The sequence below is a fragment of the Rufibacter latericius genome (assembly GCF_003721515.1).
Classification (GTDB): Bacteria; Bacteroidota; Bacteroidia; order Cytophagales; family Hymenobacteraceae; genus Nibribacter; species Nibribacter latericius.
Genome location: NZ_RJJD01000008.1, coordinates 595,228 through 620,306, shown reverse-complemented (window position 1 = coordinate 620,306; position 25,079 = coordinate 595,228). Strand labels below are relative to the sequence as shown.

Sequence of the window (25,079 nt, the reverse complement as noted above, 5' to 3'; positions counted from 1 at the left end):
TTTCTGTAAAACGATTCAAAAACACAACGGTCTTCAAATGGAGGTAAAACCAACATTACTGGTCTTGGCGGCCGGCATGGCCACCCGCTACGGGAGCTTAAAACAATTGGAATCCTTTGGCCCCAACGGGGAAACCATCATTGAGTATTCTATCTATGATGCCCTCAGGGCCGGTTTCGGGAAAGTGGTGTTCATCATCCGGCAATCCATTGAAAAAGAATTCAAAGCCGCCATGCAGGGCAAGTTTCCTCCGGAGGTGAAGGTAGAATATGTGCTTCAGGAACTGGATGTGCTGCCCCCGGGCTTTACCGTGCCGGCCGAAAGGGTGAAACCCTGGGGAACGGCCCATGCCGTGTGGGTAGCCCGGGCCAGTCTCACCGAGCCTTTTGCGGTGATCAACGGAGACGATTTCTACGGTTACCAGTCTTTCCAGATTATGGCCGATTTCCTGAAAAGGGACGAAAAATGCGGTTTGGTGGGTTATCTGCTGACCAATACCCTGTCTGAGCACGGGGCGGTTTCCAGGGGCATCTGCGAGGTAGATGAAGACGGCAACCTGATAGGCATTACCGAGCAAACACACATTGAGAAAACCGACGGGGGCATCGTGGCCATTGGTGCAGACCAGGGACAGATTCCGCTGGCCCCAGACCAATTGGTATCAATGAACCTGATGGGATTTTCACCAGACCTGCTGCCGTATTTTGAAGAGTATCTTACCGCATTTCTCCAGAAAAGTGCCCAGGTGCCTAAGGCAGAATTTTTCCTGCCGCTGGTACTGGACAAACTAGTAAAAGCCGGAGTTACCCAGGTGAAGCTGCTGCCTACCTCCGAGAAATGGTTTGGCGTGACCTATCCAGAAGATAAACCCGTGGCCGTGGAGTCGCTGAGGAGGCTGGTAGCAGCAGGCGTTTACCCTGAGCAGCTATGGAAAAAGAATTCAGAAACCGTACGATAACATGAGACAGATAGGAACGCTTGACGGCAAAGTACCTTCCATCCTGGCGCAATTCACCCTTAAGGGGGGAGTCGCCAAGGTAGTGCCGTATGGCTCGGGGCACATCCATGATACTTTTCAGGTGGTGAATTCCCAAGCCGATGCTCCAGATTACCTGCTGCAGCGCGTGAACCATCATGTCTTCAAGAACGTGCCGGCCCTTATGGACAACATTCAGGTGGTGACCACCCACCTGCGTCAAAAACTGGAGGGCCTGCCAGACGCGAAGCCCCAAAAAGAAGTACTCACCCTTATTCCAACCGTGCACCAGAAATGGTTTTACCACGACGAAGAGGGTAACTACTGGCGCATGTATCTTTTCCTGGATGGCACTTTTGGGCATGACATGGTGACTACCCCGGCGCAAGCCTACGAAGGTGGTAAGGCCTTCGGGAAGTTCCAGGCCCTGTTGTCTGACCTGCCCGTAGAGTTGTTGCACGATACCATCCCCGATTTCCATAACGTAGTGAACCGGCTACGGCTGTTCCGGGAGACCGTACAAGCCAATCCGGTAGGGAGGGTAGCGGAAGTAGAAGCTGAAATCGCTTTTGTGGAAGAACGCGCCCAGGCCATGAGCACCATCTATTACATGGGCCAAAAAGGAGAGTTGCCGTTGCGCATCACCCACAATGACACTAAGTTCAACAACGTGCTCCTGGGCAAGGACGGAAAAGCGCAATGTGTTATCGATCTGGATACGGTGATGCCCGGGTACGTGGCCTATGACTTCGGGGACGCCATCCGGACCACCGTCAATACTGCGCCCGAGGACGAACCGCAACTGGAGAGAATCCAGGTAGACCTTTCCTTGTTCGAGGCCTTCGCCAAAGGTTTCCTGGAAGAGACCAGCAGCGCCCTCACTGATTCCGAGATCGCTTCTTTGTTGCACGGGGTATTGTTGCTGCCCTTTATCATGGGCCTGCGCTTCCTCACCGATTACATTGACGGCGACCATTACTACAAGATCCATTTCCCAGAACATAACCTGCAGCGGTGCCGCGCGCAGTTTCAGTTGGTGAAGCAATTGGAGGCGCAGCAATCGGCGCTTCAAGCCATTTTAGAGAAAGTTGTGCAGGAAACCCGGCTGGCCGAAATATCCACCAAAGCCTGATGCACCCATGAAGCAATTAGACGTGCCGCTTTTATTTCGGCTAGATCGTGAATCTGGCTTGCAGGAAGTCTCCGATCAGTTGGACATATTGGAAAAACATGCCATAGACACTGCACCCTGGCCCGATTACCCCTATAAGCCTTTCGTGTGGTTTTCCGTAGCCCACAGCAACGACTGCTTCTTTGTGAAGTTCTATGTGGAGGAAGCCGCCATCAGGGCCGTGTTCCGCAAAACCAACGACCCCGTGTACCGCGACAGCTGCGTGGAGTTGTTCATCGCCTTCAATGACGAGAAAGCCTATTACAATCTGGAGTTCAATAGCCTGGGTTCTTGCCTCATGGCCTACGGCTCCGAAAAAGAGAACCGCCAGTTCCTGTCAGAGTCAGTCATAAAGGAGATAAAACGGTACGCCCAGCTATCGGTGAGCGAGGAGACAGATAAGGAAGCTGCAGTTAAGTGGGAACTGACGCTGGTGATCCCGGTGGAGGTTTTCTGTTTCCATGGCTTTACCTCCCTGAACGAACAAAGCTGCAAGGTGAACTTCTATAAGTGCGGTGATGACCTGCCCCAGCCCCATTACCTGACCTGGAACGGCATCAAAGCCGCCGCGCCCAACTTCCATCTGCCGGAGTATTTCGGGGAACTGCAGTTTCTGTAGCGGAAGGAAGTCGCATGAAAACTCTCGGCTGTTTTGGGCCTGATTCTGGGAAATCGGCCTCAAAACCATCTTCCTTCTTTAGCAGGAAAGATCTGTATGCCAGTGTTGGGAGAACCTGTTTCTGAATTAAGCTTAGCTCTTTAACCCCACAAAGAAAAATATCTATGAGTAACGATCGGAGAGACTTTTTGAAGCTGGCGGGTCTGGCGGGCGTGGGCCTGGTCAGCAGTGGTTTCATCAGCGGCTGTGCCTCCTCGGCGCCGGGTGGTGCCTTACAGCAAATTCAGACGCAGGCGAAGAAAACGCATCGGCAGAACTTCAACATGAGCGGGTACGCCGCGCCAAGAATGGACAAAGTGCGGGTGGGCTACATCGGGTTGGGCATGCGCGGACCCGCCTCGGTGGTACGCTTGAACCACATTGAAGGGGTGGAGATCAATGCGCTCTGTGACATTCGGCCGGAACGGGTAGCAGCTACTCTGAAGAAAATTGAAGGCTCCATCCATAAGCCGGTGACTTACTCGGGCAAAGAAGACGCCTGGAAGGAAATGGTCAACCGAGACGATATTGATTTGGTGTACATCGCAACGCCCTGGCACCTGCATACGCCCATGGCCGTTTACGCCATGGAACACGGCAAACACGTAGCGGTGGAGGTACCCGCCGCCAAAACCCTGGAGGAATGCTGGCAATTGGTGGAGACATCTGAGCGCACCAAAAAGCATTGCATGATGCTGGAGAACTGCTGCTATGATTTCTTCGAGATGCTCACGCTCAACATGGCCCGGCAGGGATTCTTCGGGGAACTGGTGCACGGCGAGGGCGCCTACATCCACAACCTCATTGACCTGAACTTCGCCAAAACCAGCGATACCGAGGAGGCCTACTACAACATGTGGCGCCTGAAGGAAAACGGCCGCAACGGCAGCCTGTACCCAACCCACGGCCTAGGGCCTATCTGCCAGGTCATGGACATCAACCGCGGTGACCAGATGGATTATCTCACCTCCGTGTCTTCCAACGATTTCTCCATGAGACCTAAAGCGAAGGAGCTAGCTGCTAAAGACAATTTTTACCAGGAGTTCGCACAAATGAATTTCCGGGGAAACATGAACACCACCACCATCAGAACCAAGCGGGGCAGAACCATCATGATCCAGCACGATGTCTCTTCCACGCGTCCTTACTCCCGCATTCACCTAGTAAGTGGCACCAAAGGCGCAGCCCAGAAATGGCCTGATCCCGCCCGCATCGCCTCCAGCCACGAGGACTGGCTCTCGCCGGAGCAGTTCAAGAAAGTGGAAGAGCAGTACACGCCGCCGCTCATCAAGAAACTAGGCGAGATGGCCAAGAAGATTGGCGGCCACGGCGGCATGGACTTCCTCATGGAATGGCGCCTGGTAGACTGCCTCCGCAACGGCCTGCCGCTGGACCAGGATGTGTACGATGCCGCTCTTTGGAGCTCCGTCGCGCCACTCAGCGAGTGGTCCGTAGCCAACCGCTCCAACTCCATTGACGTGCCTGATTTCACCGTTGGTGCCTGGCAGAAAAACAAACCAGTAGAACTCACCCTGCAAGGCGGCGGAACTACGAATGTGAGAGCCTAGTAAAGATCCCCCAAAAGTAAGCCCGGTTCTGTTTTAAGGCTATTTTCTGAAAACAGCCTTGAAACGGGACCAAGCTTTTTAATAATTGAGGGTGAGAACGGAAATTGAAAGATGCTGTTCAGCTCCGTCAACTGCGTCTGCTAAGAGCGTATTCTCCCCTTGAGGAGTGTTTACACCTGCCGGTTATGGCGTTCCCAAAGTAATCTGTAAGGTGGATTCCAAGTGGGAATGACTGTTTAAAAATGGTAGCTCTCCTGTGTAAACACCCCTCAAGGGGAGAATCCGCGCTTTAAGCGGAACTACCGGAAGTCAACTGAGTTGACATTATTCCCGATAGTAGAAACTAAAGCGTTTAGGGCCTGTTTTCCACAAAACAGGCCCTAAACGCTTTAACTGAAAAGTGGAGGCTAATTTATCTTAATAGTATGGTTCAAGCGGTTGAAGCCGGTGTTCTCTTCCCAGACATCGTTGTTGGCGAGCCGGATGCTGTATTCCGGGCGTTTGGAGAGGCTTTCGTAGGAATCCGGGAGGTTGAGCAGCACATCATATTCGCCTTTGGCCAAAGAAGCAGGCAAGGTCAGTTCCTGAGAGACGGTGACTTGCCCGGGAAACCATTTTCTGATCTCGGAGGTGAGGGGAAGCACATGCAGTTGACCGGATCTTTTATTCCGCAGGACCAGCTGCACCGGACGCGGGTTGTAAGGAGAGGCGAAACCGGTGTTTTCCAGATTCAACGCGATGGGCAGGGTTTTCCCTTTCTTGACTTTTTCGGGCAACGTAGCTGATCTCAGGGTGATCCGGTAGCCTAATCTTCGTTTGATGTTGTCCATGCAGCCGCCGGTGACCCAATCATTGTTCACCTGGTTGTTGTAGGAGCTGTTGAGGTAACTGTAGTGCATGGCGGCCATTTCCTGCTCGGCGTGTCCGGCGGGGGCGCAGTCGTTCTGGGGGCTGAAAGCATTGTCGCAGGTTTCGCCGCCTACGGCTACGTACTTGCTCTCGGCCTCGAAGTATTTGCGCATGACCTCGTTGGCCGGCCCCCGCTTGGTGGAAGAGTTGCCGTAGTCAGCAAAGGTGCCGTAATCGTCTTCGCTGGCCAGGAAACAGTCATTGTGCAGCCCTACGCGGGCGCGGTCTTCCTGGGTGAAGGCTTCCTGTTCAGAGATGGGGTTGGAGGTCACCGGCGCTTTGGGACCGTAGACAAACCGCTGCTTCATTTGGGGCGTTCTCACCTGCACCATCCGGTTTTTGGGCAGCGCGTCCAGAAGGGCCTTGGTGACCTCATTGCGGTTGAGCCAGCTGCTGTCATTGATGACGCCTTGCCCGTTGTTAGAAGCGTCCCCGAAATAATCTGTGAAGTAGTTCTCGCCCCAGATGCCAATAAAGCCCTGCTGCAAGACGGCAATCACATCGGCGTTTTCCTGGAATATAGGTTTGAGCTGCGCGATGTGTTGCAGTACAACGGGCTTGGAAGCATCGCCGTAGGGCGGGCAGATTTTGTAGTCGTCTTTGCAGTCGCCCGCTTTGGTGTCATTGGTGTAGGCAAACCGCAAAATCATTTTCAGGCCCGCTTTCCGGGTAGCGTCCATATCCCGGCGGATTAACTGCAAAATTTCTTCGCTGATGGGTTTGGTTTTGAAATCTGAGAGCAGGTAGCCGCGGTACACCAATGTTACCTTGGCCGAGTATTTGGCGCTGGGGGTGATGTTCTGGGTGGCTGGAAGGTTCCTCAGCTTGGTCAGTTCCTCTGAGGACAAGGTGCCCGGTTTTCCGCCGGAGGCCAGGTAAAAACCCCTTTCCGGGTTGGCGAAATCCTCGGTGCTCTCCGTGTAGGTGATTTTGGTCTGGGCCTGGCCGATAGGCACCATAAAGAGCTGCGCGAGGAGAAGGCCCATAATGAAGCTGCTCTTGCGGATAGAAAGGATGGTTGGTTCGTTTGGCATGTAGAAGGAGGCTGGGTGGAACAGATGGAGACGCTGACACAGGAACTCAAACATTGATTCTGGTTCAGCGAAGCGAAAGCAGGTTAGTTTACTCTTAATTGTTTCGGGCCTATTTTGCGGAAAACAGGCCCGAAACACCTAAGAGGCTGGCTCTATAATTCTATCTGGGCAAACTTAGAGGTGGCTTGCTTGCTGTCTGGCAGATCGCCTACTTCGGTCCAACCTGAGTTCATTTCCACAATGGCGAAGTTGGCGAAATTCTTCATGGTGCCCAGTCCTTCGCGTTTAATAGAGAATTCCACTACTTTTTTACCGCTGACGGTTTTCATAGCCGAAAACTGCATGCGTTCGCCAAAGGTGGCCACTTCGTTCCAGGCCCAGTCGTTGCCGGGACCCACGTGGGCAAAAACGCTTCCCGCCGATGGATTGCCTTCAAATAGGAAATCGGCACCGGCGGCGGCAGGGTACATCCAGGTTTTGAGGCCGGTTTCGGGGTTGTTGTCAGCATCCAGGTACAGGTCAATCACGGCCATAGAGAAATCCTGGGTGCCCTCCAGGTAGAAGTTCAAGGCTCCCGCCGAGGCGAAGGTTTTAACAGCCAGCAGGGTGCCGCCGGTGCCTTCGTCATTGGTGTGGGAGTAGGGCACGTGCTCCCAATCGGTGAAATCGCCGTCAATTTTGATGTTGGGGCCCAGCACGTACACCGAATCCTGGAAAGTGCTGGTTTGGCCGTTGTTAGAAACGGTGAGCGTCACCAGGTAATCGCCTTTTCTGTTGTAGATGTGCGTGGGGTTGGATTGCACGGAAGGCTCGCTGTCATCACCAAAGTCCCAGAGGTACTCAGAGGCATTCTGGGAGAAATCAGTGAAGTTGACCACAAAGCCATCGGCTACGTAGCTGAAAACCGCCTTGGTGCCGGAGGTTTCGTCGTCTTCCTCACAGGAAAAGGTGGCCAGCAGCAGAAAGCTCAAGCCAAAGAAGAGTAGTAGTTTGTTTTTCATGTCTCTGATGCGTTAAGTAGTGCAATTGGTTCTTGGGTCAGGGGTGCTGCTTACATGCTCCCTATTTTCAACTGGTGTTTCAGGTTGTTCAGGCCGCTCTCGGCTACCCAAACATCGGTGTTGGCCAGCCGGATGCTGTATTCCGGCCGGTCTTTCAGGGACTCGGCCCGATCAGTGATTTTGAGGAACAGGTCATAGTCGCCCGCCGGAATGCCGGTTAGGTTCACGCTTTGGTCCAGCTTGTAGGTGGTGCCGGGCTTGACTTCGCGCAGGTCCACGGGCACCTGCACCTGATGGAGCGCCCCCGAGGCCTTGTTTTTCAAGACCAGGTAGGTGTTCTTGAGGCTGTACAGCGGCGCGTATCCTTTGTTGGTGAGGTTGATCTCCAGTTTGTAGGCTTGGTTGGTGCCCGCCTGGGCTGCCAACGTGGCATCTACCAGTGCCAACCGGTATCCTAGATTTCGCTGGAATTCGTCAAAACAGCCCGAATTCCGCCAGGCGTTCAGGGTAGGCTGGTAGTAGTCCAGGTTAAGGTAGGTCCATTTCAGAAGCTGCATCTCGGTGCGGCCTTGGGTGCAGTTAGGGTTGTAGCCGCCTTGGGGCGGACAAGTCTCGCCCCCGGTGGGCACGTACAGCGCCTCGTTGCTGATGTAAGTTTTATCTGTCTGGATGTTGTTGTATGTGCCGTAGTTGGTGCCGCCGGACATGAAGCAGTCATTGTGATGCCCCACGCGCGCCACCTTGTCAGCGGTATACGCCACCGATTTGCTCAGGGGAGAAGTAGTCCCGAAAATCTGCTGCTTTTTGCCCGGTGTTCTCACCTGTACCATCAACTCGGTGGGTAGCACGTCCAGCAATTTAAATAGGATTCTTTTCTCGTTCTCAGGGGTATTGAGGCCATTGGTAGAGTTGTGCCACTCGCCCCAAGGCCCGATGAAACCGGCCTGCACAAACGCAATCACGTCTTTGTTGGCTTCGAAAGGGGTTTTGAGTTGGTCAAGATGCTGTTCAATGATGGCCAGCGGAGCATCGGTGCCGTTCATCTGGTCTGTGTAGGCAAACCGGAGCACGCACTTCAAACCCGCCTGACGGATCAAATCCATATCGGTCTGAATCAGGGAAAGCTGGGCTGCGCTGAGCGGTGCATCCTTGAACTTCTCCAGATAGTAGACCCGCTGGATGAGCGAGAGGTTATTGTTTTTCAGAGAGGTGAGCGTAGCCGGATTCAGCGGAGTTCCCTCAGAAGAGGCCGGAAACAGGTGCATGAAACCCCGTTCCGGATTCGGGAAAATCTCGTTGGATAACGCGTACGTGAGTTTAGGCTGAACCACCGGTTCTGGTTCCTCGCTACCGCTGGAGCAGCCCGAAAAACCCGTTAGCAGTAGGTTCAGGATGAAAACGGTCAACATGTTTTTTCCTCTCATTCTAGGCAATTCTCTCATGTGAATTTCAGGGATACTGGGTATTTCTGGGGTTAAATCCTCCTGAAGGGTAGGGGCGGGAAAGGCAAGCGATCAATGCCTTTCCCCTCAATGCTTAGTTGTAGCCTTTGTTCTGGATGAATTTCCCTTTGCCTTCGCTCACGGCCCTCAAAGAGAAGGGGTAGAGAACCTTGTCTTCGTTAGTGTAGGTTGATCCTTTCACTTCCCGGGCCCGTTCCACGAACTTACCGTGGCGGATGAGGTCGGCGCGGTACTGGCCGTTCTCGCACCAGAATTCGTGGCTTCTCTCCAACAGGATCAAGTCGTTGAAGGCAGCCAAGGAGCTGTAATCGCCCAGGTTTTTGTCCTGCAGTTCTGCTCTCCGGCGCACGATGTTCACCAGTTCCATAGCCTCGGCAGTAGGGGCACCGGCGGCATTGGCCAAGGCTTCGGCCTTAGACAACAGCACATCGGCGTAGCGGTACAAGATGATGTCTACCGTGGAAATGGCAGTGGTTCTGGAGGCATCTGGGTTGATTTTCAAAGGAATAGGGCCCAGATTCATCACGGTTCCGGGATTGGCCCGGTTGTAGGTGTTGCCGTCGGTGCCGGTGTATTCGGCAATCAGCATGGTTTTTCTTTCGTCGGCTTCCTCAAAGGTATCATAGAACCACCAAGTGCTCTGGATGGTACCCCAACCGCCTTTTACCGGATAGTTGGAAGGCAGTACCATCAGCTGCCACTGGTTTTCGCTGGTTCCCTCATAATCACAGGGGATAGCCCAGATGACTTCGCGGCTGTTCTTGGCGCCTTCCAGATCCCACATGCTTTCGTAGTCTTGGGTAAGCGAATAGTAGCCATAACCAATAATCTCATTGGACAGCTCTACTACCTTGCTCCAATTTTTTTCGTGCAGGTTCAGGCGTATTTGCACCATTTTGGCCAAACCCTTGCTAAAACGTCCGTACTCGGCTTGGGCAGGGTGGGGCAGGTCTTCGGCAGCGGCTGCTAGGTCAGCCTCTATGAAGGCGACCGTTTCTTCATGTGAGAGGCGGGCCAGCGGCGCTTCTTCCATGGGGTTCTGCAAGACCTCCAACGGAGCGATCACCAATGGACCATACATGTCAAACAACTCATAGGCGAGTAACCCTCTTGCGGCACGTATTTCAGCAATTGCCTTCTTCTTCACTGCCTCGCTCACCTGTGATTTGTTGATCAGGTCAATGGTGAGGGTCATCAAGCTGATTTTGTTGTAGAAGACATCGTAAAAACGGGTAATGCCTTCGTCGGTGGGCTTGTAGTTGTGGAGAGAAGCGAGCATTTGCGGACCGTAGGAGCCGTTCAGGATCTCGGTGGTGGCGTCATTGATGTACATGATGCCGTTCTCTGACGTGGTATGGATGCCGTCGCCCCAGGCGCCGCGCAGCGGATAATAGCAGGCATTCACCATGGCTTCCACATCTGCCTCTGATTGCGGAAAGATGCTGGGGTTTATCTCAGAGTAATCAATAGGATCAAGGTCTTCTGTGCAACCGGCCAACAGGAAGAGCATTGCAAAAGATAGAAGTATTTTGCGCATAGTCGTCTGAATTAAAGTATGCTGATTCATTAGAAAGTCAGGTTGATGCCCGTGGTGATGGTTTTCACGTTAGGGTAAGCGGCCGTGTAGGCATCGGTTTCCGGGTCAATGCCATCATAGGGCGTGATCACGAACAGGTTCTGGGCAGCCACGTGGATAGAGGCTCTGGAGAATACCTTTCCGGTCCATTTTGATGGCAAAGAGTAGGACAGCGCAACGTTCTGCAACCGAATAAACCAGGCATCTTGGAGAAAGAAATCACCTACGCTGTAAGGTGACCAGCCATAGAAAGAACTGGGCTGGGTGGTAGAGGGGTTCTCAGGAGTCCAGCGGTTCTTCACGGTGCTCAGGGCGTTGTACCCGTAGGTGTAGATGCCGTCTGCACTGATGCCGTAAGTAGTGAAATTGGGATCGGCCATTTTGCGCCCGAACATGCCGTTGAAATCTAGGTTCAGGCTGAAGCCTTTGTAGGTGAAGATGTTGGTCATGCCCACAATCAGGCTGGGGTCTGAGGTCCCGATCAGTCGGGTATCGGCATCGTCAATCATCCCGTCAGGAGCTCCGGTGCGCTGGAACCTGCCGTTTTCGTCTACCACCGGGTTGCCGTTGGCGTCACGCACATAGCCGTTGATGTCTTTGATTTTGATCATGCCGGGTTTCAGCTCCGGCTGGGAAGGAACGTCTTCGCCCACCTGCATGATTCCGTCCGCCTCACGTGCGTAAATGGCTCTGATAGGGTCATCTACATTCTGGTAAACGGCCGGTTTCCAGTCTGGGGCCCGTTCTTTCCAGTTGTTTTTGAATTTGGAGAAGGTGAAGATGGATCTCCATTCAAAATCACTGGTTTGCATGTTGCGGGTGCTCACGGTCAATTCAAAGCCTTTGCTTTGGGTTTCGCCCACGTTGGCCATCACGGTGTTAATAGGATGGTAGGAGTTGATGGGTTTAAAGGCCAGCAGGTCTGAAATAACTCTGTCGTACACTTCCAATGAACCGTCTATTCTGCCGTTGAAGAGCGAGAAATCCAGCCCCAAATTCGCCTCTGTGGTGGTTTCCCACTTCAGGTCCGGGTTTTCTAATCTTGACAATGATACCCCAATCAGGCGCGTGTCATTGCCCGAAAGCCAGGCAGGGTAGGCGTAGTAGGCGGCAAAAGCATTGCTCCCAATGGAGGCGTTCCCAGTTTGCCCGTAACTAGCTCTGAGTTTGAACTGAGAAACCACGTTGGCCAGGCTCCCGAAGAATTGCTCCTCGGCGATGTTCCAACCCACCGCGATGGAGGGGAAAGTACCCCACTTGTTGTTACGGGCAAATACGCTGGCCCCGTCGGTCCTTACCGTCAAGGTGAGCAGGTAGCGGTCTTTCAGGGTGTAGTTCAGCCTTCCGAAGTAGGAGGCCATGACGTTCTCAGAGCGGGAAGAACCCACGGTTTTGGTGCTGCTGCCAGCTCCCAGGTTGTTCCACAGGAAAGCGTCTGAAATGAAGTTGGTGTTGCCTACGTTGTTGTAGTCGTTGTAAAAATTCTGTTGGGAAACACCTGCCAGCAGGTTGAGGCGGTGATCTGTACCGATTGCCTTCACATAAGAAGCGGTTGCCTCCATCAGGTATTCATTTTTATCGGTTTCGGCAATGGAAGCCCGCCCGAATTCCAAGGCCCCGTGGATGGTAGTTTTGGGCAGGTAGTTCCAGCGCTTGGTAAGGCCCCGGTCCATACCGCCTTTCAACCTAATGGTGAGGTCTGGAATGGGAATGATGTCCACGAAGGAGTTGAGCAACATGCGCTCTATGCGGCCCTCGTCAGAAATGGTGAGCAAGGAGTAAGGGTTAGGCTGAAGGGCCAGCAGCGGGTTCACCGGGTAGTTGCCGTTCTCATCGATAGGTTTGATGTGCGGACCCATTTGCATGGCCGCCCGTATGATGCCTGAGTTTTCAAATTGGTCGCCGCCCAACTGGCTGTTATCGTTGTTGATGCGGCTGGCGGTGAGGTTCAACCCGAACTTGATGTATTTATTGACCTCCTGGTCTATGTTGGCCCTAACGGTGAACCGCTCAATGCCGGAGTTTTTGATGACCCCGTTGTGCTTGTAATAGTTACCCGAGAGGAGGAAGCGGGTAGATTCTGTGCCGCCAGTCAAGGAAAGATTGTGCTGCTGGATAGTTCCGTCACGGGTAACCAGGCCTACCCAATCGGTGCCTTTACCCACGTTGTTGATGGCGTTTTGGGTGTATAATCTGCGAAATGGCCCATTAACGGGATCGGCTTGAGCTTCTTCCAGCGTTCGGTTGCCGTAAGGGAAAACGTTGTTGTCAAAGTTCCAGCGCTCCCAGGCGGCCTCGTTGCGTACCTGCATCCATTCGTTCAGCGGCAGCACATCAAAAGGATTGTCGTATTTCTGCACCGAGAAGGTGTTGGAGTACTGGACTTCGGCTTTGCCGGCTTTCCCGCGTTTGGTGGTGATAAGGATAACCCCGTTAGCAGCCCGGGCCCCGTAGATAGACGTTGCGCTAGCGTCTTTCAGGACCTCCACAGATTCAATGTCATTTGGGTTAAATGAATTTAAAATGCTCTGCGTGCCCGCCTGATACCGTCCGCCGCTTTCTGGTTGCTGTAAGTCTGAGATAGGGAATCCGTCTACCACAATCAGAGGGGCGTTGCTGGCGTTGATGGAGCCGGCTCCTCTAATTAGGATATCCAGTCCGCCGCCGGGCTGGGCGCTGTTTTCCCGAATCATCAGGCCCGCGGCTTTTCCCTTTAGCATGTGCCCGATGGAAGCTGCGCCGGAGTTCACCACCAGATCCTCGGCTTTCACTGAACTGATGGCCCCCGTGAGGTCTCTTTTCTTCTGGGTGCCGTAGCCCACCACCACTACCTCATCCAGGGCTTTTCGGTCCTGCGCCATCTGGATGTTAAGGGTTGACCTGTTCTGGACCGGTACCTCCTGTGAGATAAGCCCTATGAAAGAGAACACCAGGGTGGCATCTGGGTTAGGTACCTGTATGCTGAAGGCCCCGCTTGGGTCGGTGGTAGTGCCGTTGGTGGTTCCTTTTACCACTACGCTAACCCCAGCCAATGCCTGGCCATCTTCTTTGCCGGTTACGGTACCTGTCACGGTTCGGTCCTGGGCCATTACCTGCAGAACAGGAAAAAGCATCAGAAACGTGAGCTTCAAAAATTGGTGTACCATTCTTTTCATGTTTTACATTTTTATGGTGATGATAAGAGCAAGCGAATAGAGGAGAAGGAGCGCCTACTGCGGAAAGGCACAAGCCTGAAGCAAAGGAGCAAGGGAAGCAGGTAAAAGGCTTTGTCTTATGAAAGGATCTTCTTTGCCCAAATAAATGATAAGGGCAAAAGTTAAACTTCTGGGAAGACGAGCCTAAAGGTGATTCTGAGGTCTGCCTTCAGGAAGAAGATAGAAGTGAGGGTTGGTGGTTTTGTCCATAAGGGTAAGTTTGTTAGGTATTGTTTAGGTTCTGTAGTATGTACAGGAAGTAATCTGAACCATGTTCACCATCTATTAGAAAGAAAGTGACCCCTAATTTTGGCAGCCTTAAACGGAAAGTGCTATCCAGGCACCCGTTCAGTCGGTAAACCGATGTTTCTCTCTCCCAAGTACCCTATCCCTTCCTGGCTGCGCGATCGTTGAATCCTTGGATTGATTTCGTTGCAGAGCCTTCTCTTATGGGGAGATTTTGATGTATCTATGTTTTAAACATAACTACTATAAATTAGATAAGCAAGAACTTTGGTGTAAAATGTGTTCGAAGACGCAAAGATTTATCATATATGTGCACGAACACACACATTAAAGGTAAAATGATGGATTTGTGATTTTTATTTAGGTACTTAAAGGGAAAAAGACAAGTGATCCTTAGGTGAAGCAAGGGAATACTACTGGAAATTCAATGCTCCAGAACTGAAACGTGTTTGGACTCCCGGCAAGGGTTTGAAGCAAGGGCTTGGGGTTTGACCTCCGTCGGTTGGAGCCAGGGGACTAGTAAGGCCTACTTACCTTGTCTGATTTTATCTTTTCTTCTACAACCCGCTAAGGCTGTTTTATGAAAACCACCCACCGTCTGCTTTCCCTTGATTTCATGCGCGGAATCATCATGATTCTTCTGGCCGCTGAAAGCACCCTGCTTTATGTGCGGTTGCAGGAAGTAGCCGGAGAACGGATGATAGCAGGTAGCCTGGTGCAGCAGTTTTTTCACGTGCCCTGGCGCGGACTTCACTTCTGGGACCTGGTGCAGCCCGCCTTCATGACCATTGCTGGGACCTCGCTGTATTTCTCTACCCAGAACCGGCTTCAGAAGGGCGATGCTCCCTCGGATATCACCGGTCACGTGCTGAAGCGAAGCCTTAAGTTGTTGCTCTGTGGTGTGGCCCTTCATTGTGTCTATGCAGGCAAACTGGTCTGGGAACTCTGGAATGTGCTCTCCCAACTATCGGTGACGTTGCTGATCGCCTACTTTCTGCTCCGTTTTAAGGCCGGTACCCAGTTGGCCGTCTCCTTTCTTTGTATAGGATTAACCGAGGTGTTGTACCGGTACTCGCAAATTCCGGGGTTTGACCAACCTTTTACCCCTGCCCATAATTTCGGTTCCTGGATGGATCTGCAGCTGATGGGAAAACTGAACAGTGATCATTGGATTGCCATGAACTTTCTTCCTTCAGCCGCACACACCATCTGGGGCGCATTGGTCGGGAAAGAGCTGGCTTCCCAGAAAACCCCTTTTCACAAAATAAAGGTTTTCCTGCTAGCGGGGCTGATAGGAATCGTTGTAGGCCATGTACTGGATGTAACAGGAGTAGACCCCATGATCAAAAGAACCTGCACCGCATCTTTTGTGCTGGCTTCTGGCGGTTGGGTGATGTGGTTGCTAGCTTTCTGTTACTGGGGCATTGACGTGAAGAAGGCCGGGCCCTGGGTTTTGTATTTCACGGTGGTAGGCATGAACCCCATCTTCATTTACCTTTTTTTCGAGACGGTAGGTATGCAGTGGCTGAACGGTGCCGTGTCCATTTTTACCAATGGGGCTTCTTCCTGGTTTCAGTTGACCGGGCCGGTGCAGGCAGTTCTAGCTTCATTGGTAACCTTAGCCATAGAATGGTATCTCTGCTATTGGTTGTACCAAAAACGTATTTTCTTCAGGCTCTAAAGAAATCGCTGGAGTATAAAGCTCAGGACCGGGGTTGCACCTCAAGCGGTGAAGAATAGTCAAATGTTATTCTTATATATTTGCTCCCACGGATTTGGGTTTAAACATTTATCTTCTGCCTGCACTTCTTGTACCTTGCTTTTTTAAATGCTTTCAGCAAGCAAAGGGATGCCAGGAGAAAAGAACAGCTCACAAAGACACACGTTAGATTGATGGTAAAGAAAGGTATCGTACGGATCAAGGATATTGCCGAGCGGGCAGGGGTTTCTACGGGTACGGTAGACCGGGTGCTGCATGAGCGGGGAAGGGTGGCTGAAGACGTAAAGCAGAAAGTGCTGGAGATTGCGCAGGAACTCAATTATCAACCCAACATGCTGGCCCGCACTCTGGTGAACAATCGGGTGTACGAAATAGCTGCGCTCATCCCAGATCCTGGGCAGGATATCTACTGGCAAGCCCCTAAGACCGGCATTGAAAAGGCCCAGAGTGAACTGGCCCAATACGGAGTGCGGGTTACCCAATTTATTTTTGACCCTTACGAAGCGACCTCTTTCCGGGCCAAAGCGGTGGAGCTCATGGGCCTGAACCCCGATGCTATTTTAGTGGCGCCTATTTTTTACCGGGAGTCGCTCACGTTCTTCAAGAAATGGAAAGAGTTGGGCGTTCCGTTCGCGCTGTTCAATACCCACATCCCCGACTATGAACCGCTTATTTACATTGGGCAGGACTCTTACCAAAGCGGGTTTCTGGCTGCGAAGCTGCTGCATTACGGACATCCGCAAGGGGCCACTTTCTTGGTGGCCCACATTGACGTAGACCTGTCCAACTCCTCACACCTGGTGAACAAAGAGCAGGGGTTTTTCGACTATTTTGGCCAAATCAGCTCAGAAACGCCTTATTCCCTTTTGCAAGCGGACTTGCATAATTCTTCTTCCAAAGCGTTCCATGAGCAATTGGATCATCTTATTCAGGAGAACCCTGGCATCAAGGGCATCTTCGTGACGAACTCCAAGGCCCATACCGTAGCACATTATCTGCAAATGAAGGGAATAAACCATATAAGGCTCATTGGGTATGATCTCATGGAAAAGAACCTGCATTACCTCAATAAGGGCGTCATTGAGTTTCTGATCAACCAGAACCCCAAAGGGCAGGGCTATTGGGGTATCTACGGCCTAGCGGATCAATTGGTATTCAAAAAGAAGGTAAACCCCATTAAATACCTGCCGCTGGACATCATCACCAAAGAGAACCTACACTACTATATAGAAGCGGACCTTTAAGCCTAGGGTAAACATAAGAATTGATATCTCTAAACGTCCTTTAATGGGGAATACCAGAAAATCGCCCTGCCTGTAAGTTCTCTTTAAATTGAATATCTTATATACTGGAAATTCAGTATAAGTCAATGGACAAAAGGAAGCCCCATTAACCTGGGCTTTTCTATCAAAACTTCTATTGACCGAATATGCTTCATATAAAAGAGCTTACCCTAAATATCCCAGACACTACCAAACCCCGGGTGGTTATCATTGGCGGTGGTTTTGGGGGTGTGAACCTGGTGAAGAACCTGCCCAGCAAAGAGTTTCAGGTAGTGTTGTTTGACCGGCAGAACTACCATGGGTTTTGGCCGCTTCTGTACCAGGTAGCAACCGCTGGTCTGGAACCAGACTCCATCGCCGAGCCGCTCCGTAAGATGTTTGACGAAGACTACGAAGACTTCCATTTCCGGCAGGTAAAGGTGACGGGCATCAATCCCCTGAATAAGACCGTGACAACGCTGGTAGGTGACCTGGCCTATGATTTCGTGGTGATTGCCACCGGTACCAAGTCCAACTACTTCGGGAACGAGCAGATCAAGAAGTATTCTTTCCCCCTGAAACAGATCCCCGATGCCTTGAACTTGCGCAGTCAGTTGTTGCAGTCTTTTGAGCAGGCCAACATGATCAAAGATCCTGAGGTGCGGCAAAGCCTTCTGAACATTGTGATTGTGGGCGGAGGTCCTACCGGGGTAGAGTTGGCGGGTTCTCTGGCCGAAATGCGGAAGCACGTGCTGCCCAGTGATTATCCGGGTATGGACTTCAGCCGCATGAACATCTACCTGGTAGAAGGCCTTGACCGGGTATTGCCTCCCATGTCACCGGAGTCTAGCCAGACCACCAAAGAGTACCTGGAGGAAGTAGGCATCCAAATAAGGTTGAACACCCTGGTGGAGTCGTATGACGGGCAAACCGTAACCTTTAAAGGAGGAGAGCAAATCAGGACACAAACCCTTATTTGGGCCGCCGGGGTGTCTGGCGCACAGGTAGGAGGGTTGCCCCCGGAAGCCAGCGACAGAGGGCGCTACCTGGTCAATACATTTAACCAAGTGAATGGATTTCCTGATGTGTTCGCCATTGGAGATATCGCCTTCATGAAAACCGAAAAGTGGCCCAGAGGGCACCCGGGAGTAGCACAACCTGCAATTCAGCAAGGGAAGCACTTGGCCAAGAACTTGCGCCGGATCATCCGGAATGAGCCGCTGGAGCCGTTCGAGTATTTTGACAAAGGATCTTTGGCCATCATCGGCCGGAACCGGGCTGTCGCCGATTTACCCAAGAACATGCACCTGAAAGGATTCATCGCCTGGATGGCCTGGCTGTTCGTGCACATCTACTATCTCATCGGATTTAGGAATAAATTGATAGTTTTGGCCAACTGGCTCTATAAGTTTTTTACCTACGAGAACGGAACTCGTTTGATTATCAGGCCTTTCCTCCGGAAAGATGATATTGCCGGGCAGGAGTTCGTAAGGAAACAAGCCGATCTAGATTGAGAAATAGAAGAACCAGAAACAAATGACCATATCATAAAAAGAGAGGCCTGCCCATAGCAGGCCTCTCTTTTTATGATATGGTCATTTGGAGTCCTTTATGTTTGCCCCACCTCCAAATCCCAGCAAAAAGGGCTTAATGCTTTCATTTAGAAGTCCTAAGAGCTTTTAAGACCTCCTAAGATTCAGTAAAGTCAAAGCCGTCTTATTAGGATAAGAACAGCAGGTTCTTTTTACCTCTGATCAAAATGGAGACCTTCACTAACGAGAAGACGAATATGCCCTTGAGCGGCATTATTAAGTATTTGTATCATTTATCTAATTAAAAAATTACTTAATAATGAGTATTATCCAGTTAATTATAGAATTTGGTAAATATTATTTTGGAAGCTATTGTTTTTGCACTATATTAGATGAACAAAATGCTATAAGGGTAAGAAGTATGAATCAGAAGTACCTACCTCTTGAAATTTAGGCGTTGTACTTTGTTTTTACTTATTAGTAAGTAGTGGGTGAATTGTTTATATTTTTTATAAATTTATTTCAAGTAAGGCGAACGATTTGATTTTTGCGTCTGTTCAGGAGAGAAATAAGAATAAAATAGAAGAACAGGAGCAACTTCTTAAAAATTGCCACAAAAGAGTTTTGACCAAATTAATCTATAAGTAATAAAATTGTTTAATCAGAAACCTTTACGTTATGAAAGCAAAAGCTACCTTCTTGAGTTACATTTCTGCTGAAAAGAGAAAAAGAAAAGAGCAACTGAAAGCCAACAGTGCTAACAACAACAAAGCACAAGGTGAGCAAGTGTCGCAGCTTGAGAAAAGAGTATCCATGAATGCTGGGGGTAACTAAGAGGTTATTGATACAGCAGTAGAGTAGACTGACCTTATCATACAACACATCATCTACACAAAGGAAATCAAATCTTTATAGCCTAAAATATATACTAAATAAGTTAGGGTACCTTATTAAAAGCATGCTACTACAGCTATGCCTGAACAGGTACAGCCTTATCAATTAACTAATCTAATTAATAAATCCAAAAGAAAAGCCCCGCTGTGTTTGTCAGCGGGGCTTTGGAATTTTCAGGAAACGGTATGATCAGATTACCCGATGGCTACACGCTTGAACTCAGTAACCGTCATGCCTTTGGAAGTGTTATCCAATAACTTGGCAATGGTTACAGATGGATCTTTCACAAACTCCTGGTTCAGCAAAGTGCTTTCTTTGTAGAATTTGTTCAGTTTACCTTGGGCAATCTTCTCCAGCATTTCTTCTGGTTTGCCTTCCTGACGGGCCTGCTCTTTTCCAATCTCGATCTCGCGCTGGATGGTATTTGCATCAACACCATCTTTGTCCACTGCAATTGGTTTCATGGCAGCAATCTGCATGGCAACGTCTTTCCCAACCTCAGTAACTTCGTTACCGCCGGTGTTAGTCAAGCCTACCAATACACCCAGTTTACCGTTAGAGTGGTTGTAAGCAACTACTCTCTCAGCGGTTACAGTTTCATAAGAAACCACGTCAATTTTCTCACCAATTTTACCCATCAGGTCAGTGATGTGGTCTTGCAGTGAGCGGCCATCAGCCTGTGGCGTAGCTAACAAATCTTCTTTGGTGCCAGAAGTGTTAGAAACAGCAGCAGCCAAAACCGTTTGGGCCAAATTCTTGAAGTCTTCTACTTTAGATACTGGCTCAGTTTCGCAGGCAAGGGCGATTACTGTTCCAACAGTACCATCAGCGTTCACTTGCGTCAACACAGCTCCTTCAGAAGTAGCGTTGTCAGCACGCTTGCTGGCAATTTTTTGACCTTGTTTACGGAGAATATCTTTGGCTGCTTCAAAGTCGCCGTTTGCTTCGGTCAACGCTTTTTTGCAATCCATCATACCGGCGCCAGTTTCCTGACGAAGTCTGTTTACATCTTGTGCTGTAATAGCCATTGTTCTTTTATTAAGAATTACGGTTAATAAGATTTACTAGAAGGGGTGCGCCTGTAAAGGTTGCAGGCACGGTTAGGGTAAAAAGAAACTGAACATCAGTGGCTACGCTTCCTAATGTTCAGTTTCTTTTACAATGCTATAAAGAGATCAGAGGCTTATTCAGCGTCAATTTTCTCCTGGATGCCTTCGTCTTCTGAACGCTTTCTGTCAGTATCTTCTTTGTCTACTTTACGCTCAGACAGACCTTCTTCAATGGCGCGGCCAATCAAAGAAGTGATCAAAGAGATAGACTTAGAAGCATCATCGTTCGCCGGGATTGGGAAATCTACTGTCTCTGGGTTAGAGTTAGTATCCACGATCGCGAAAACGGGCAAGTTCAGTTTCTGTGCTTCTTTGATGGCGATGCCTTCACGCTTCACGTCCACAACGAACAAAGCGGCTGGAAGACGTGACAAGTCAGCGATACCACCCAACACACGGTCAAGTTTCTCACGCTCACGAGACAACATCAAACGCTCACGTTTCGCCATAGCGGCATACGCAGTGTTTTCTTTCACCATTTTGTCAATGGTTGACATTTTCTTCAAAGACTTACGAACAGTCTGGAAGTTAGTCAACATACCACCTAACCAACGGTCGGTCACGTAAGGCATTTTAAGGCGTTTTGCCTCTTCAGCCACAATGTCCTGTGCTTGTTTCTTGGTGGCGACAAACAAAATCTTACGGCCAGATTTCGCGATCTGCTTAATAGCGGCAGTAGCGTCATCCAGAGAAGCAAGCGTTTTGTTCAGGTCAATGATGTGGATGCCGTTTTTCTCCATGAAAATGTACGGAGCCATTTTAGGATCCCATTTTCTGGTAAGGTGACCAAAGTGTACACCGGCGTCCAGTAAATCTTTATATGTGGTATTAGCCATGATGGTTTTACAGCTGATAAAATATTAACGTTTAGAGAACTGGAAGGAGCGACGGGCTTTGCGGCGACCGAATTTCTTACGCTCCACCATACGTGGGTCACGCGTTAAGAATCCTTCTTTTTTCAGGGCTGGACGGGTTTCAGCGTTTTCTTCCACCAAAGCTTTGGTGATAGCCAAACGAAGGGCTTCTGCCTGACCGGCAACGCCACCGCCTTTGATATTCGCCTTAATGTCGTATTTGCCAACCGCGTCAATCAGCGACAATGGCTGCTGCACGATGGTTTGCAATACTTCACTAGGGAAGTATTCCTTAATATCTCTATCGTTAATAGTGATATTCCCTTGCCCTGACGTCATGTAAATGCGCGCCACCGAGGTTTTTCTTCTACCAGATGTATTGAGAACTTCCATTAAATATGTCTAGATTATTTTGTAAGTTTTACTTGAACAGGCTGTTGTGCCTCATGCGGATGCTCAGTTCCAGCGTACACAAACAGGTTACGGAATTGCTCACGGCCCAAACGGGTTCTTGGCAACATACCTCTTACCGCGCGCTCTACCAACAAAGTAGAAGATTTGGCTTTCAACTCACGGGGAGTGAAAGTGCGCTGACCACCTGGGTAACCAGTGTGCGTCACGAAGGTTTTTTTGTCCCACTTCTTACCGGTCATACGAACTTTGTCCGCATTGATCACGATCACGTTATCGCCGCAGTCAGCGTTAGGCGTGAAAGAAGGTTTGGTTTTGCCGCGAAGGATCATCGCGATCTGAGAGGCCACACGGCCAAGGGTTGAGTCTCCGGCGTCTATCACTACCCAGCCTTTATTTGCGGCCGCCTTATTAACTGATAGCGTCTTATAACTTAAATGGTCCATTGTAAATGGTTAACGGGTGAAAAGAATGTATGCTTTTTCTTGAAAATGGACACAAAGATACAAGCTTTCTTCTTGGTGTGCAACCCCACTTTCATTTATTCCCCTGAAAATCAATAGAATTAAGCTGATTTGAATCACTTTCCCGCTATTCCTGAAGCGTTTAGCACAAAGAAGCCGGGGTGTTTAGGAGGCGTTTTACAGAAAACGCCTCCTAAACACCCCGGCAAAGAATACCTTTTGATAGGCTGCTAACTACCAGCAACCAACAATCGAAGAATAAGCCTTAGCCGTTCTTCCGAAGCAGTTTCAGGAGCACCTCAAAGTCTTTGGGGTAATCGGCAGTGACAGTAATGGGTTCTCCGTTCAGCAGGGTGAAGCCCAGTTGGTAGGAGTGCAGCGCAAAGCGTTTGATCAGGGGTTGTTCCTCGGTGTCTTTGGCTAAGTTGAATTTCCGTTTGAGGTTGGACAGATACAAAGGCTCGCCGCCGTACATCTCGTCCTGCACAATAGAAGCTTTCAGATACGCCAGGTGCAACCTGATCTGGTGCATACGTCCAGTAATGGGCTTGCATTCCAGCAGCGTGTGTCGCCCGAATTTCTCCAAAGTGGTGAAATAAGTCTGCGCTGGTTTGCCTTTGAACGCCAGTTTAGCAATTCCCTTCAAGCCAGGTTGAATAGCACGATCTACCAACAAGTTGTCAAATTCATGGCTGCCCCAGGCTACAGCATGGTAGATTTTCTGAACCTGCCGGTTTTCAAACTGCATGGAAAGGTGCCGGTACGCCTCGGGGTTCTTAGCGATGGCCAGACAGCCGGAGGTTTCCTTGTCCAAACGGTGGCAAGCTTGGGCATCATCGTGGTACTGGCGGGCCAGGGTGAGTAGGTTTGTGGCGTTATAGGAACGGTCTTCCAGGGTAGCCAGAAACGGAGGCTTGTTGACTACAATGTAATCATCGTTCTCAAAAACAATAAGGTCGCGGAAAGCGGGTAACTTCATAGAAATGGCTGTGATGGGCAGACGGGCCTCCTGTTTATGCCCTGCTTTTACGAAAACGAGGCTAAAACGGAGGCTTCCGTTGCAATTCTGCAAAGGTACCGATTATTTTCCGCTTGCCCCTTTCCCTGCTTTACCCCGATTTTCAGGAAAAAGACACCAAAATGGAAAATCACGATTTCTGTTTCGGGAGTTTGAACCGCAGGGTTGTGCCCTGACCCACCTCTGAGTCAACGGCAATCACCGATTTATGCGCCTCCACAATGTGCTTGGAAATAGCCAGTCCCAAGCCAGAACCTCCGCCCGAGATGTCGCGGGTGCGGCTTTTGTCTATGCGGTAAAACCGCTCAAAAATACGGTTGTGGTGTTCCTTGGGAATACCCGGCCCATCATCGCGCACGGTCACCAGGGTCTTTTTGCGGCCGTCCTGAAACGAGAGCCAGATGTTGCCGTTCTCCAGGCCGTACTTGATGGCATTGTCAATCAGGTTGACCAGGACTTGCTTGATCCGGCCGCGGTCCCCTACCACCATAAAAAGATCTTCGGGGTCGTTGAGCAGGTGAATGGTGATGTTCCGGGAGCCTGCTTTGCCTTCCAGTTGCTCAAAGACCTCCTGGCCCAGCTCGTTCAAATCAAAAGCCGATTTCTTCATCCGGATGACACCCTTCTCCAACTGTGAGATGGTGATGAGGTCCTGCACCAGGGTGTCCAGGCCATCCAGGCTTTTAGCGGCCTTTTTCAGAAACTTGTCCCGAACGAGTTCATCGTCCATGGCCCCATCCAGCAGAGTATGGATGAAGCCCTGGGCAGCAAAAATGGGGGTTTTGAGTTCGTGGGAGACATCGGCCAGGAACTCGCGGCGCATGGCCTGCAGGCGCTTGAGCTCCTCAATCTCCTTCTGATTGCGCTCGGCCAAAAGATAAATTTCGTCTTTGATGCGCTGCAAAGGATCTGGCCGAAAAAGAAATTTGGTGCTCATCTGCTTGAACTCCTTCCGTTTGAATTTCTCCAGGCCGGCGTAGATGTTGTTGATCTCCCGGAAGATCAAAGCCTCGTAGGAGAAATACACCAGCAGAAAGCAGGCAGAGAAGGTCAACGCCAGGGCCAGCACCCGCTGCTTGAACTCCAGGTACGGCGAAATGCCCAGGTAAATGGCAATGATGAGGGCCACCAGCACCGAGATAAGGATGGCAATGCGCTGTGAACTCAGTTTGATCCCTCTGGGTATCTGCCCGGATGGGGTAGAAGGGGCCGGGGCAACGCTGGGCTTAATCGGTGTTGAATTTGTAGCCAACTCCTTTGATGGTCTTGATTTGGTCTTCGCCTATTTTCTCGCGCACTTTCCTGATGTGCACATCTACGGTACGCGCAATCACAAACACGTCATTCCCCCACACATTGTTGAGCAGTTCGTCGCGGCTGAATACCTTATTGGGCGTGGTAGCCAGAAACGAAAGCAACTCAAACTCTTTTTTGGGCAGGGTGATCTTCTGCTCGCCTTTATGTACGATAAAGCTGGTGCGATCAATGCGCAGGCCGGCAATCTCAATGACCGGAACTTGGTCTGTTCCCTGGCTGATGTCTCGGCGTTTGTAGGCGGCCAACCGACTGATCAGGGCCCTTGGTTTGATAGGTTTCACGATGAAGTCATCAGCGCCGGCGTCAAAGGCGGCTACTTCAGAGAATTCCTCGGAGCGGGCTGTCAGGAACAGGATGTGTGTGTCTTTGAACTTGGGGTTCTCGCGCAACTGGCGGCAGGCGGTGATTCCGTCCATTACCGGCATCATCACGTCCAGGAGAATGATGTCTGGGGTGAATTTTCGGGCGGTGTCCAGGGCTACCTGGCCGTTTTGGGCATGGGCCACTTCGTAGCCTTCTTTCTCCAGGTTGTACTGCAGCAGTTCCACAATGTCTGGATCATCGTCCACTACCAGTATCTTGTATTTAGCCGACGTTTGCATAAAAAGCGGGTTAGGTAAAGGAGCAGTTCGGATTGGTAATCTCTATGAGAATCAGGTATTAACAGGAGATTGTAACCTGGGTTGTCCTGAAATCGTAAGC

Annotated in this window: 19 protein-coding genes and 1 pseudogene; 8 read left to right on the top strand and 12 right to left on the bottom strand. The window is 50.6% G+C overall.

All coding sequences use genetic code 11. From position 1 onward, the window contains the following. Positions 1–37 precede the first annotated feature (37 nt). From EFB08_RS14560 to EFB08_RS14545, 4 genes are all read left to right on the top strand, one after another. Entirely contained in the window at positions 38–958 is a 921-nt protein-coding gene (locus EFB08_RS14560; RefSeq protein WP_123127672.1) for a nucleotidyltransferase family protein, read from the top strand. A gap of 1 nt (position 959) precedes the next feature. Beyond that, a complete protein-coding gene (locus tag EFB08_RS14555; protein WP_123127671.1) occupies positions 960–2,108 on the top strand; it encodes a phosphotransferase enzyme family protein in 1,149 nt (382 codons plus the stop codon). Between the two features lie 7 nt (positions 2,109–2,115). Beyond that, positions 2,116–2,766, top strand: a complete 651-nt coding sequence (locus EFB08_RS14550) for a carbohydrate-binding family 9-like protein (RefSeq protein ID WP_123127670.1) — start codon at positions 2,116–2,118, stop codon at positions 2,764–2,766. Between the two features lie 164 nt (positions 2,767–2,930). Further along, positions 2,931–4,373, top strand: coding sequence for a Gfo/Idh/MocA family protein (locus tag EFB08_RS14545; protein ID WP_123127669.1), 1,443 nt, complete (start codon positions 2,931–2,933; stop codon positions 4,371–4,373). 407 nt (positions 4,374–4,780) lie between these two features. On the opposite strand, the gene EFB08_RS14540 is transcribed toward EFB08_RS14545, so the two are convergent. The 5 genes and pseudogenes from EFB08_RS14540 to EFB08_RS14520 form a co-directional block, all read right to left on the bottom strand. Next, positions 4,781–6,316, bottom strand: coding sequence for a DUF4832 domain-containing protein (locus tag EFB08_RS14540; RefSeq protein ID WP_165864910.1), 1,536 nt, complete (start codon positions 6,314–6,316; stop codon positions 4,781–4,783). Positions 6,317–6,468: 152 nt separating this feature from the next. Next, entirely contained in the window at positions 6,469–7,317 is an 849-nt protein-coding gene (locus EFB08_RS14535) for a PKD domain-containing protein (protein ID WP_123127667.1), read from the bottom strand. Positions 7,318–7,367: 50 nt separating this feature from the next. After that, on the bottom strand, positions 7,368–8,726 hold the full coding sequence (locus tag EFB08_RS14530) for a DUF4832 domain-containing protein (RefSeq protein WP_165864909.1): 1,359 nt from the start codon (positions 8,724–8,726) through the stop codon (positions 7,368–7,370). A 127-nt stretch (positions 8,727–8,853) separates the two neighbouring features. Beyond that, positions 8,854–10,317: a RagB/SusD family nutrient uptake outer membrane protein gene (locus EFB08_RS14525; protein ID WP_123127968.1), complete on the bottom strand. Its 1,464-nt coding sequence runs from the start codon at positions 10,315–10,317 to the stop codon at positions 8,854–8,856. 29 nt (positions 10,318–10,346) lie between these two features. After that, positions 10,347–13,433 (bottom strand): annotated as a pseudogene (locus tag EFB08_RS14520) (SusC/RagA family TonB-linked outer membrane protein); the annotation flags it as partial. A gap of 943 nt (positions 13,434–14,376) precedes the next feature. Here EFB08_RS14520 and EFB08_RS14515 point away from each other — a divergent pair. From EFB08_RS14515 to EFB08_RS23540, 4 genes are all read left to right on the top strand, one after another. Further along, positions 14,377–15,477, top strand: a complete 1,101-nt coding sequence (locus EFB08_RS14515; RefSeq protein ID WP_123127664.1) for an acyltransferase family protein — start codon at positions 14,377–14,379, stop codon at positions 15,475–15,477. Between the two features lie 212 nt (positions 15,478–15,689). After that, positions 15,690–16,760, top strand: a complete 1,071-nt coding sequence (locus EFB08_RS14510; protein ID WP_123127663.1) for a LacI family DNA-binding transcriptional regulator — start codon at positions 15,690–15,692, stop codon at positions 16,758–16,760. 185 nt (positions 16,761–16,945) lie between these two features. Next, on the top strand, positions 16,946–18,292 hold the full coding sequence (locus tag EFB08_RS14505; RefSeq protein ID WP_123127662.1) for an NAD(P)/FAD-dependent oxidoreductase: 1,347 nt from the start codon (positions 16,946–16,948) through the stop codon (positions 18,290–18,292). A gap of 696 nt (positions 18,293–18,988) precedes the next feature. After that, positions 18,989–19,144, top strand: a complete 156-nt coding sequence (locus EFB08_RS23540; RefSeq protein ID WP_165864908.1) for a hypothetical protein — start codon at positions 18,989–18,991, stop codon at positions 19,142–19,144. Between the two features lie 254 nt (positions 19,145–19,398). Here EFB08_RS23540 and tsf read toward each other — a convergent pair whose 3' ends face one another. The 7 genes from tsf to EFB08_RS14470 all read right to left on the bottom strand — a co-directional run bounded on the left by tsf (position 19,399) and on the right by EFB08_RS14470 (position 24,979). After that, positions 19,399–20,232 (bottom strand): translation elongation factor Ts, encoded by an 834-nt coding sequence (tsf, locus tag EFB08_RS14500; RefSeq protein WP_123127661.1) that lies wholly within the window; start codon positions 20,230–20,232, stop codon positions 19,399–19,401. A 155-nt stretch (positions 20,233–20,387) separates the two neighbouring features. Further along, the gene (gene rpsB, locus EFB08_RS14495; RefSeq protein WP_123127660.1) at positions 20,388–21,149 is read right to left on the bottom strand and encodes a 30S ribosomal protein S2; all 762 of its coding nucleotides are present in this window, start codon (positions 21,147–21,149) and stop codon (positions 20,388–20,390) included. A gap of 24 nt (positions 21,150–21,173) precedes the next feature. Then, positions 21,174–21,560 (bottom strand): 30S ribosomal protein S9, encoded by a 387-nt coding sequence (rpsI, locus tag EFB08_RS14490; RefSeq protein ID WP_123127659.1) that lies wholly within the window; start codon positions 21,558–21,560, stop codon positions 21,174–21,176. A 14-nt stretch (positions 21,561–21,574) separates the two neighbouring features. Next, positions 21,575–22,024 carry a 50S ribosomal protein L13 gene (gene rplM, locus EFB08_RS14485; protein ID WP_123127658.1) on the bottom strand — a complete coding sequence of 150 codons (450 nt, stop codon included), beginning with the start codon at positions 22,022–22,024 and terminating at the stop codon, positions 21,575–21,577. 283 nt (positions 22,025–22,307) lie between these two features. Continuing rightward, a complete protein-coding gene (locus tag EFB08_RS14480; RefSeq protein ID WP_123127967.1) occupies positions 22,308–23,021 on the bottom strand; it encodes an RluA family pseudouridine synthase in 714 nt (237 codons plus the stop codon). Between the two features lie 169 nt (positions 23,022–23,190). Beyond that, a complete protein-coding gene (locus EFB08_RS14475) occupies positions 23,191–24,312 on the bottom strand; it encodes a sensor histidine kinase (RefSeq protein ID WP_317125603.1) in 1,122 nt (373 codons plus the stop codon). Further along, positions 24,287–24,979, bottom strand: coding sequence for a response regulator transcription factor (locus EFB08_RS14470; RefSeq protein ID WP_123127657.1), 693 nt, complete (start codon positions 24,977–24,979; stop codon positions 24,287–24,289). The genes EFB08_RS14475 and EFB08_RS14470 overlap by 26 nt, the downstream gene beginning before the upstream one ends. Positions 24,980–25,079: the final 100 nt, after the last annotated feature.

What these genes read in the sequence shown, in the direction of transcription:
- EFB08_RS14560 (WP_123127672.1), top strand. Translation starts at nt 38, where the DNA reads ATGGAGGTAAAACCAACATTACTGGTCTTGGCGGCCGGCATGGCCACC.
- EFB08_RS14555 (WP_123127671.1), top strand. Translation starts at nt 960, where the DNA reads ATGAGACAGATAGGAACGCTTGACGGCAAAGTACCTTCCATCCTGGCG.
- EFB08_RS14550 (WP_123127670.1), top strand. Translation starts at nt 2,116, where the DNA reads ATGAAGCAATTAGACGTGCCGCTTTTATTTCGGCTAGATCGTGAATCT.
- EFB08_RS14545 (WP_123127669.1), top strand. Translation starts at nt 2,931, where the DNA reads ATGAGTAACGATCGGAGAGACTTTTTGAAGCTGGCGGGTCTGGCGGGC.
- EFB08_RS14540 (WP_165864910.1), bottom strand. Translation starts at nt 6,316, where the DNA reads ATGCCAAACGAACCAACCATCCTTTCTATCCGCAAGAGCAGCTTCATT.
- EFB08_RS14535 (WP_123127667.1), bottom strand. Translation starts at nt 7,317, where the DNA reads ATGAAAAACAAACTACTACTCTTCTTTGGCTTGAGCTTTCTGCTGCTG.
- EFB08_RS14530 (WP_165864909.1), bottom strand. Translation starts at nt 8,726, where the DNA reads ATGTTGACCGTTTTCATCCTGAACCTACTGCTAACGGGTTTTTCGGGC.
- EFB08_RS14525 (WP_123127968.1), bottom strand. Translation starts at nt 10,317, where the DNA reads ATGCGCAAAATACTTCTATCTTTTGCAATGCTCTTCCTGTTGGCCGGT.
- EFB08_RS14515 (WP_123127664.1), top strand. Translation starts at nt 14,377, where the DNA reads ATGAAAACCACCCACCGTCTGCTTTCCCTTGATTTCATGCGCGGAATC.
- EFB08_RS14510 (WP_123127663.1), top strand. Translation starts at nt 15,690, where the DNA reads ATGGTAAAGAAAGGTATCGTACGGATCAAGGATATTGCCGAGCGGGCA.
- EFB08_RS14505 (WP_123127662.1), top strand. Translation starts at nt 16,946, where the DNA reads ATGCTTCATATAAAAGAGCTTACCCTAAATATCCCAGACACTACCAAA.
- EFB08_RS23540 (WP_165864908.1), top strand. Translation starts at nt 18,989, where the DNA reads ATGAAAGCAAAAGCTACCTTCTTGAGTTACATTTCTGCTGAAAAGAGA.
- tsf (WP_123127661.1), bottom strand. Translation starts at nt 20,232, where the DNA reads ATGGCTATTACAGCACAAGATGTAAACAGACTTCGTCAGGAAACTGGC.
- rpsB (WP_123127660.1), bottom strand. Translation starts at nt 21,149, where the DNA reads ATGGCTAATACCACATATAAAGATTTACTGGACGCCGGTGTACACTTT.
- rpsI (WP_123127659.1), bottom strand. Translation starts at nt 21,560, where the DNA reads ATGGAAGTTCTCAATACATCTGGTAGAAGAAAAACCTCGGTGGCGCGC.
- rplM (WP_123127658.1), bottom strand. Translation starts at nt 22,024, where the DNA reads ATGGACCATTTAAGTTATAAGACGCTATCAGTTAATAAGGCGGCCGCA.
- EFB08_RS14480 (WP_123127967.1), bottom strand. Translation starts at nt 23,021, where the DNA reads ATGAAGTTACCCGCTTTCCGCGACCTTATTGTTTTTGAGAACGATGAT.
- EFB08_RS14470 (WP_123127657.1), bottom strand. Translation starts at nt 24,979, where the DNA reads ATGCAAACGTCGGCTAAATACAAGATACTGGTAGTGGACGATGATCCA.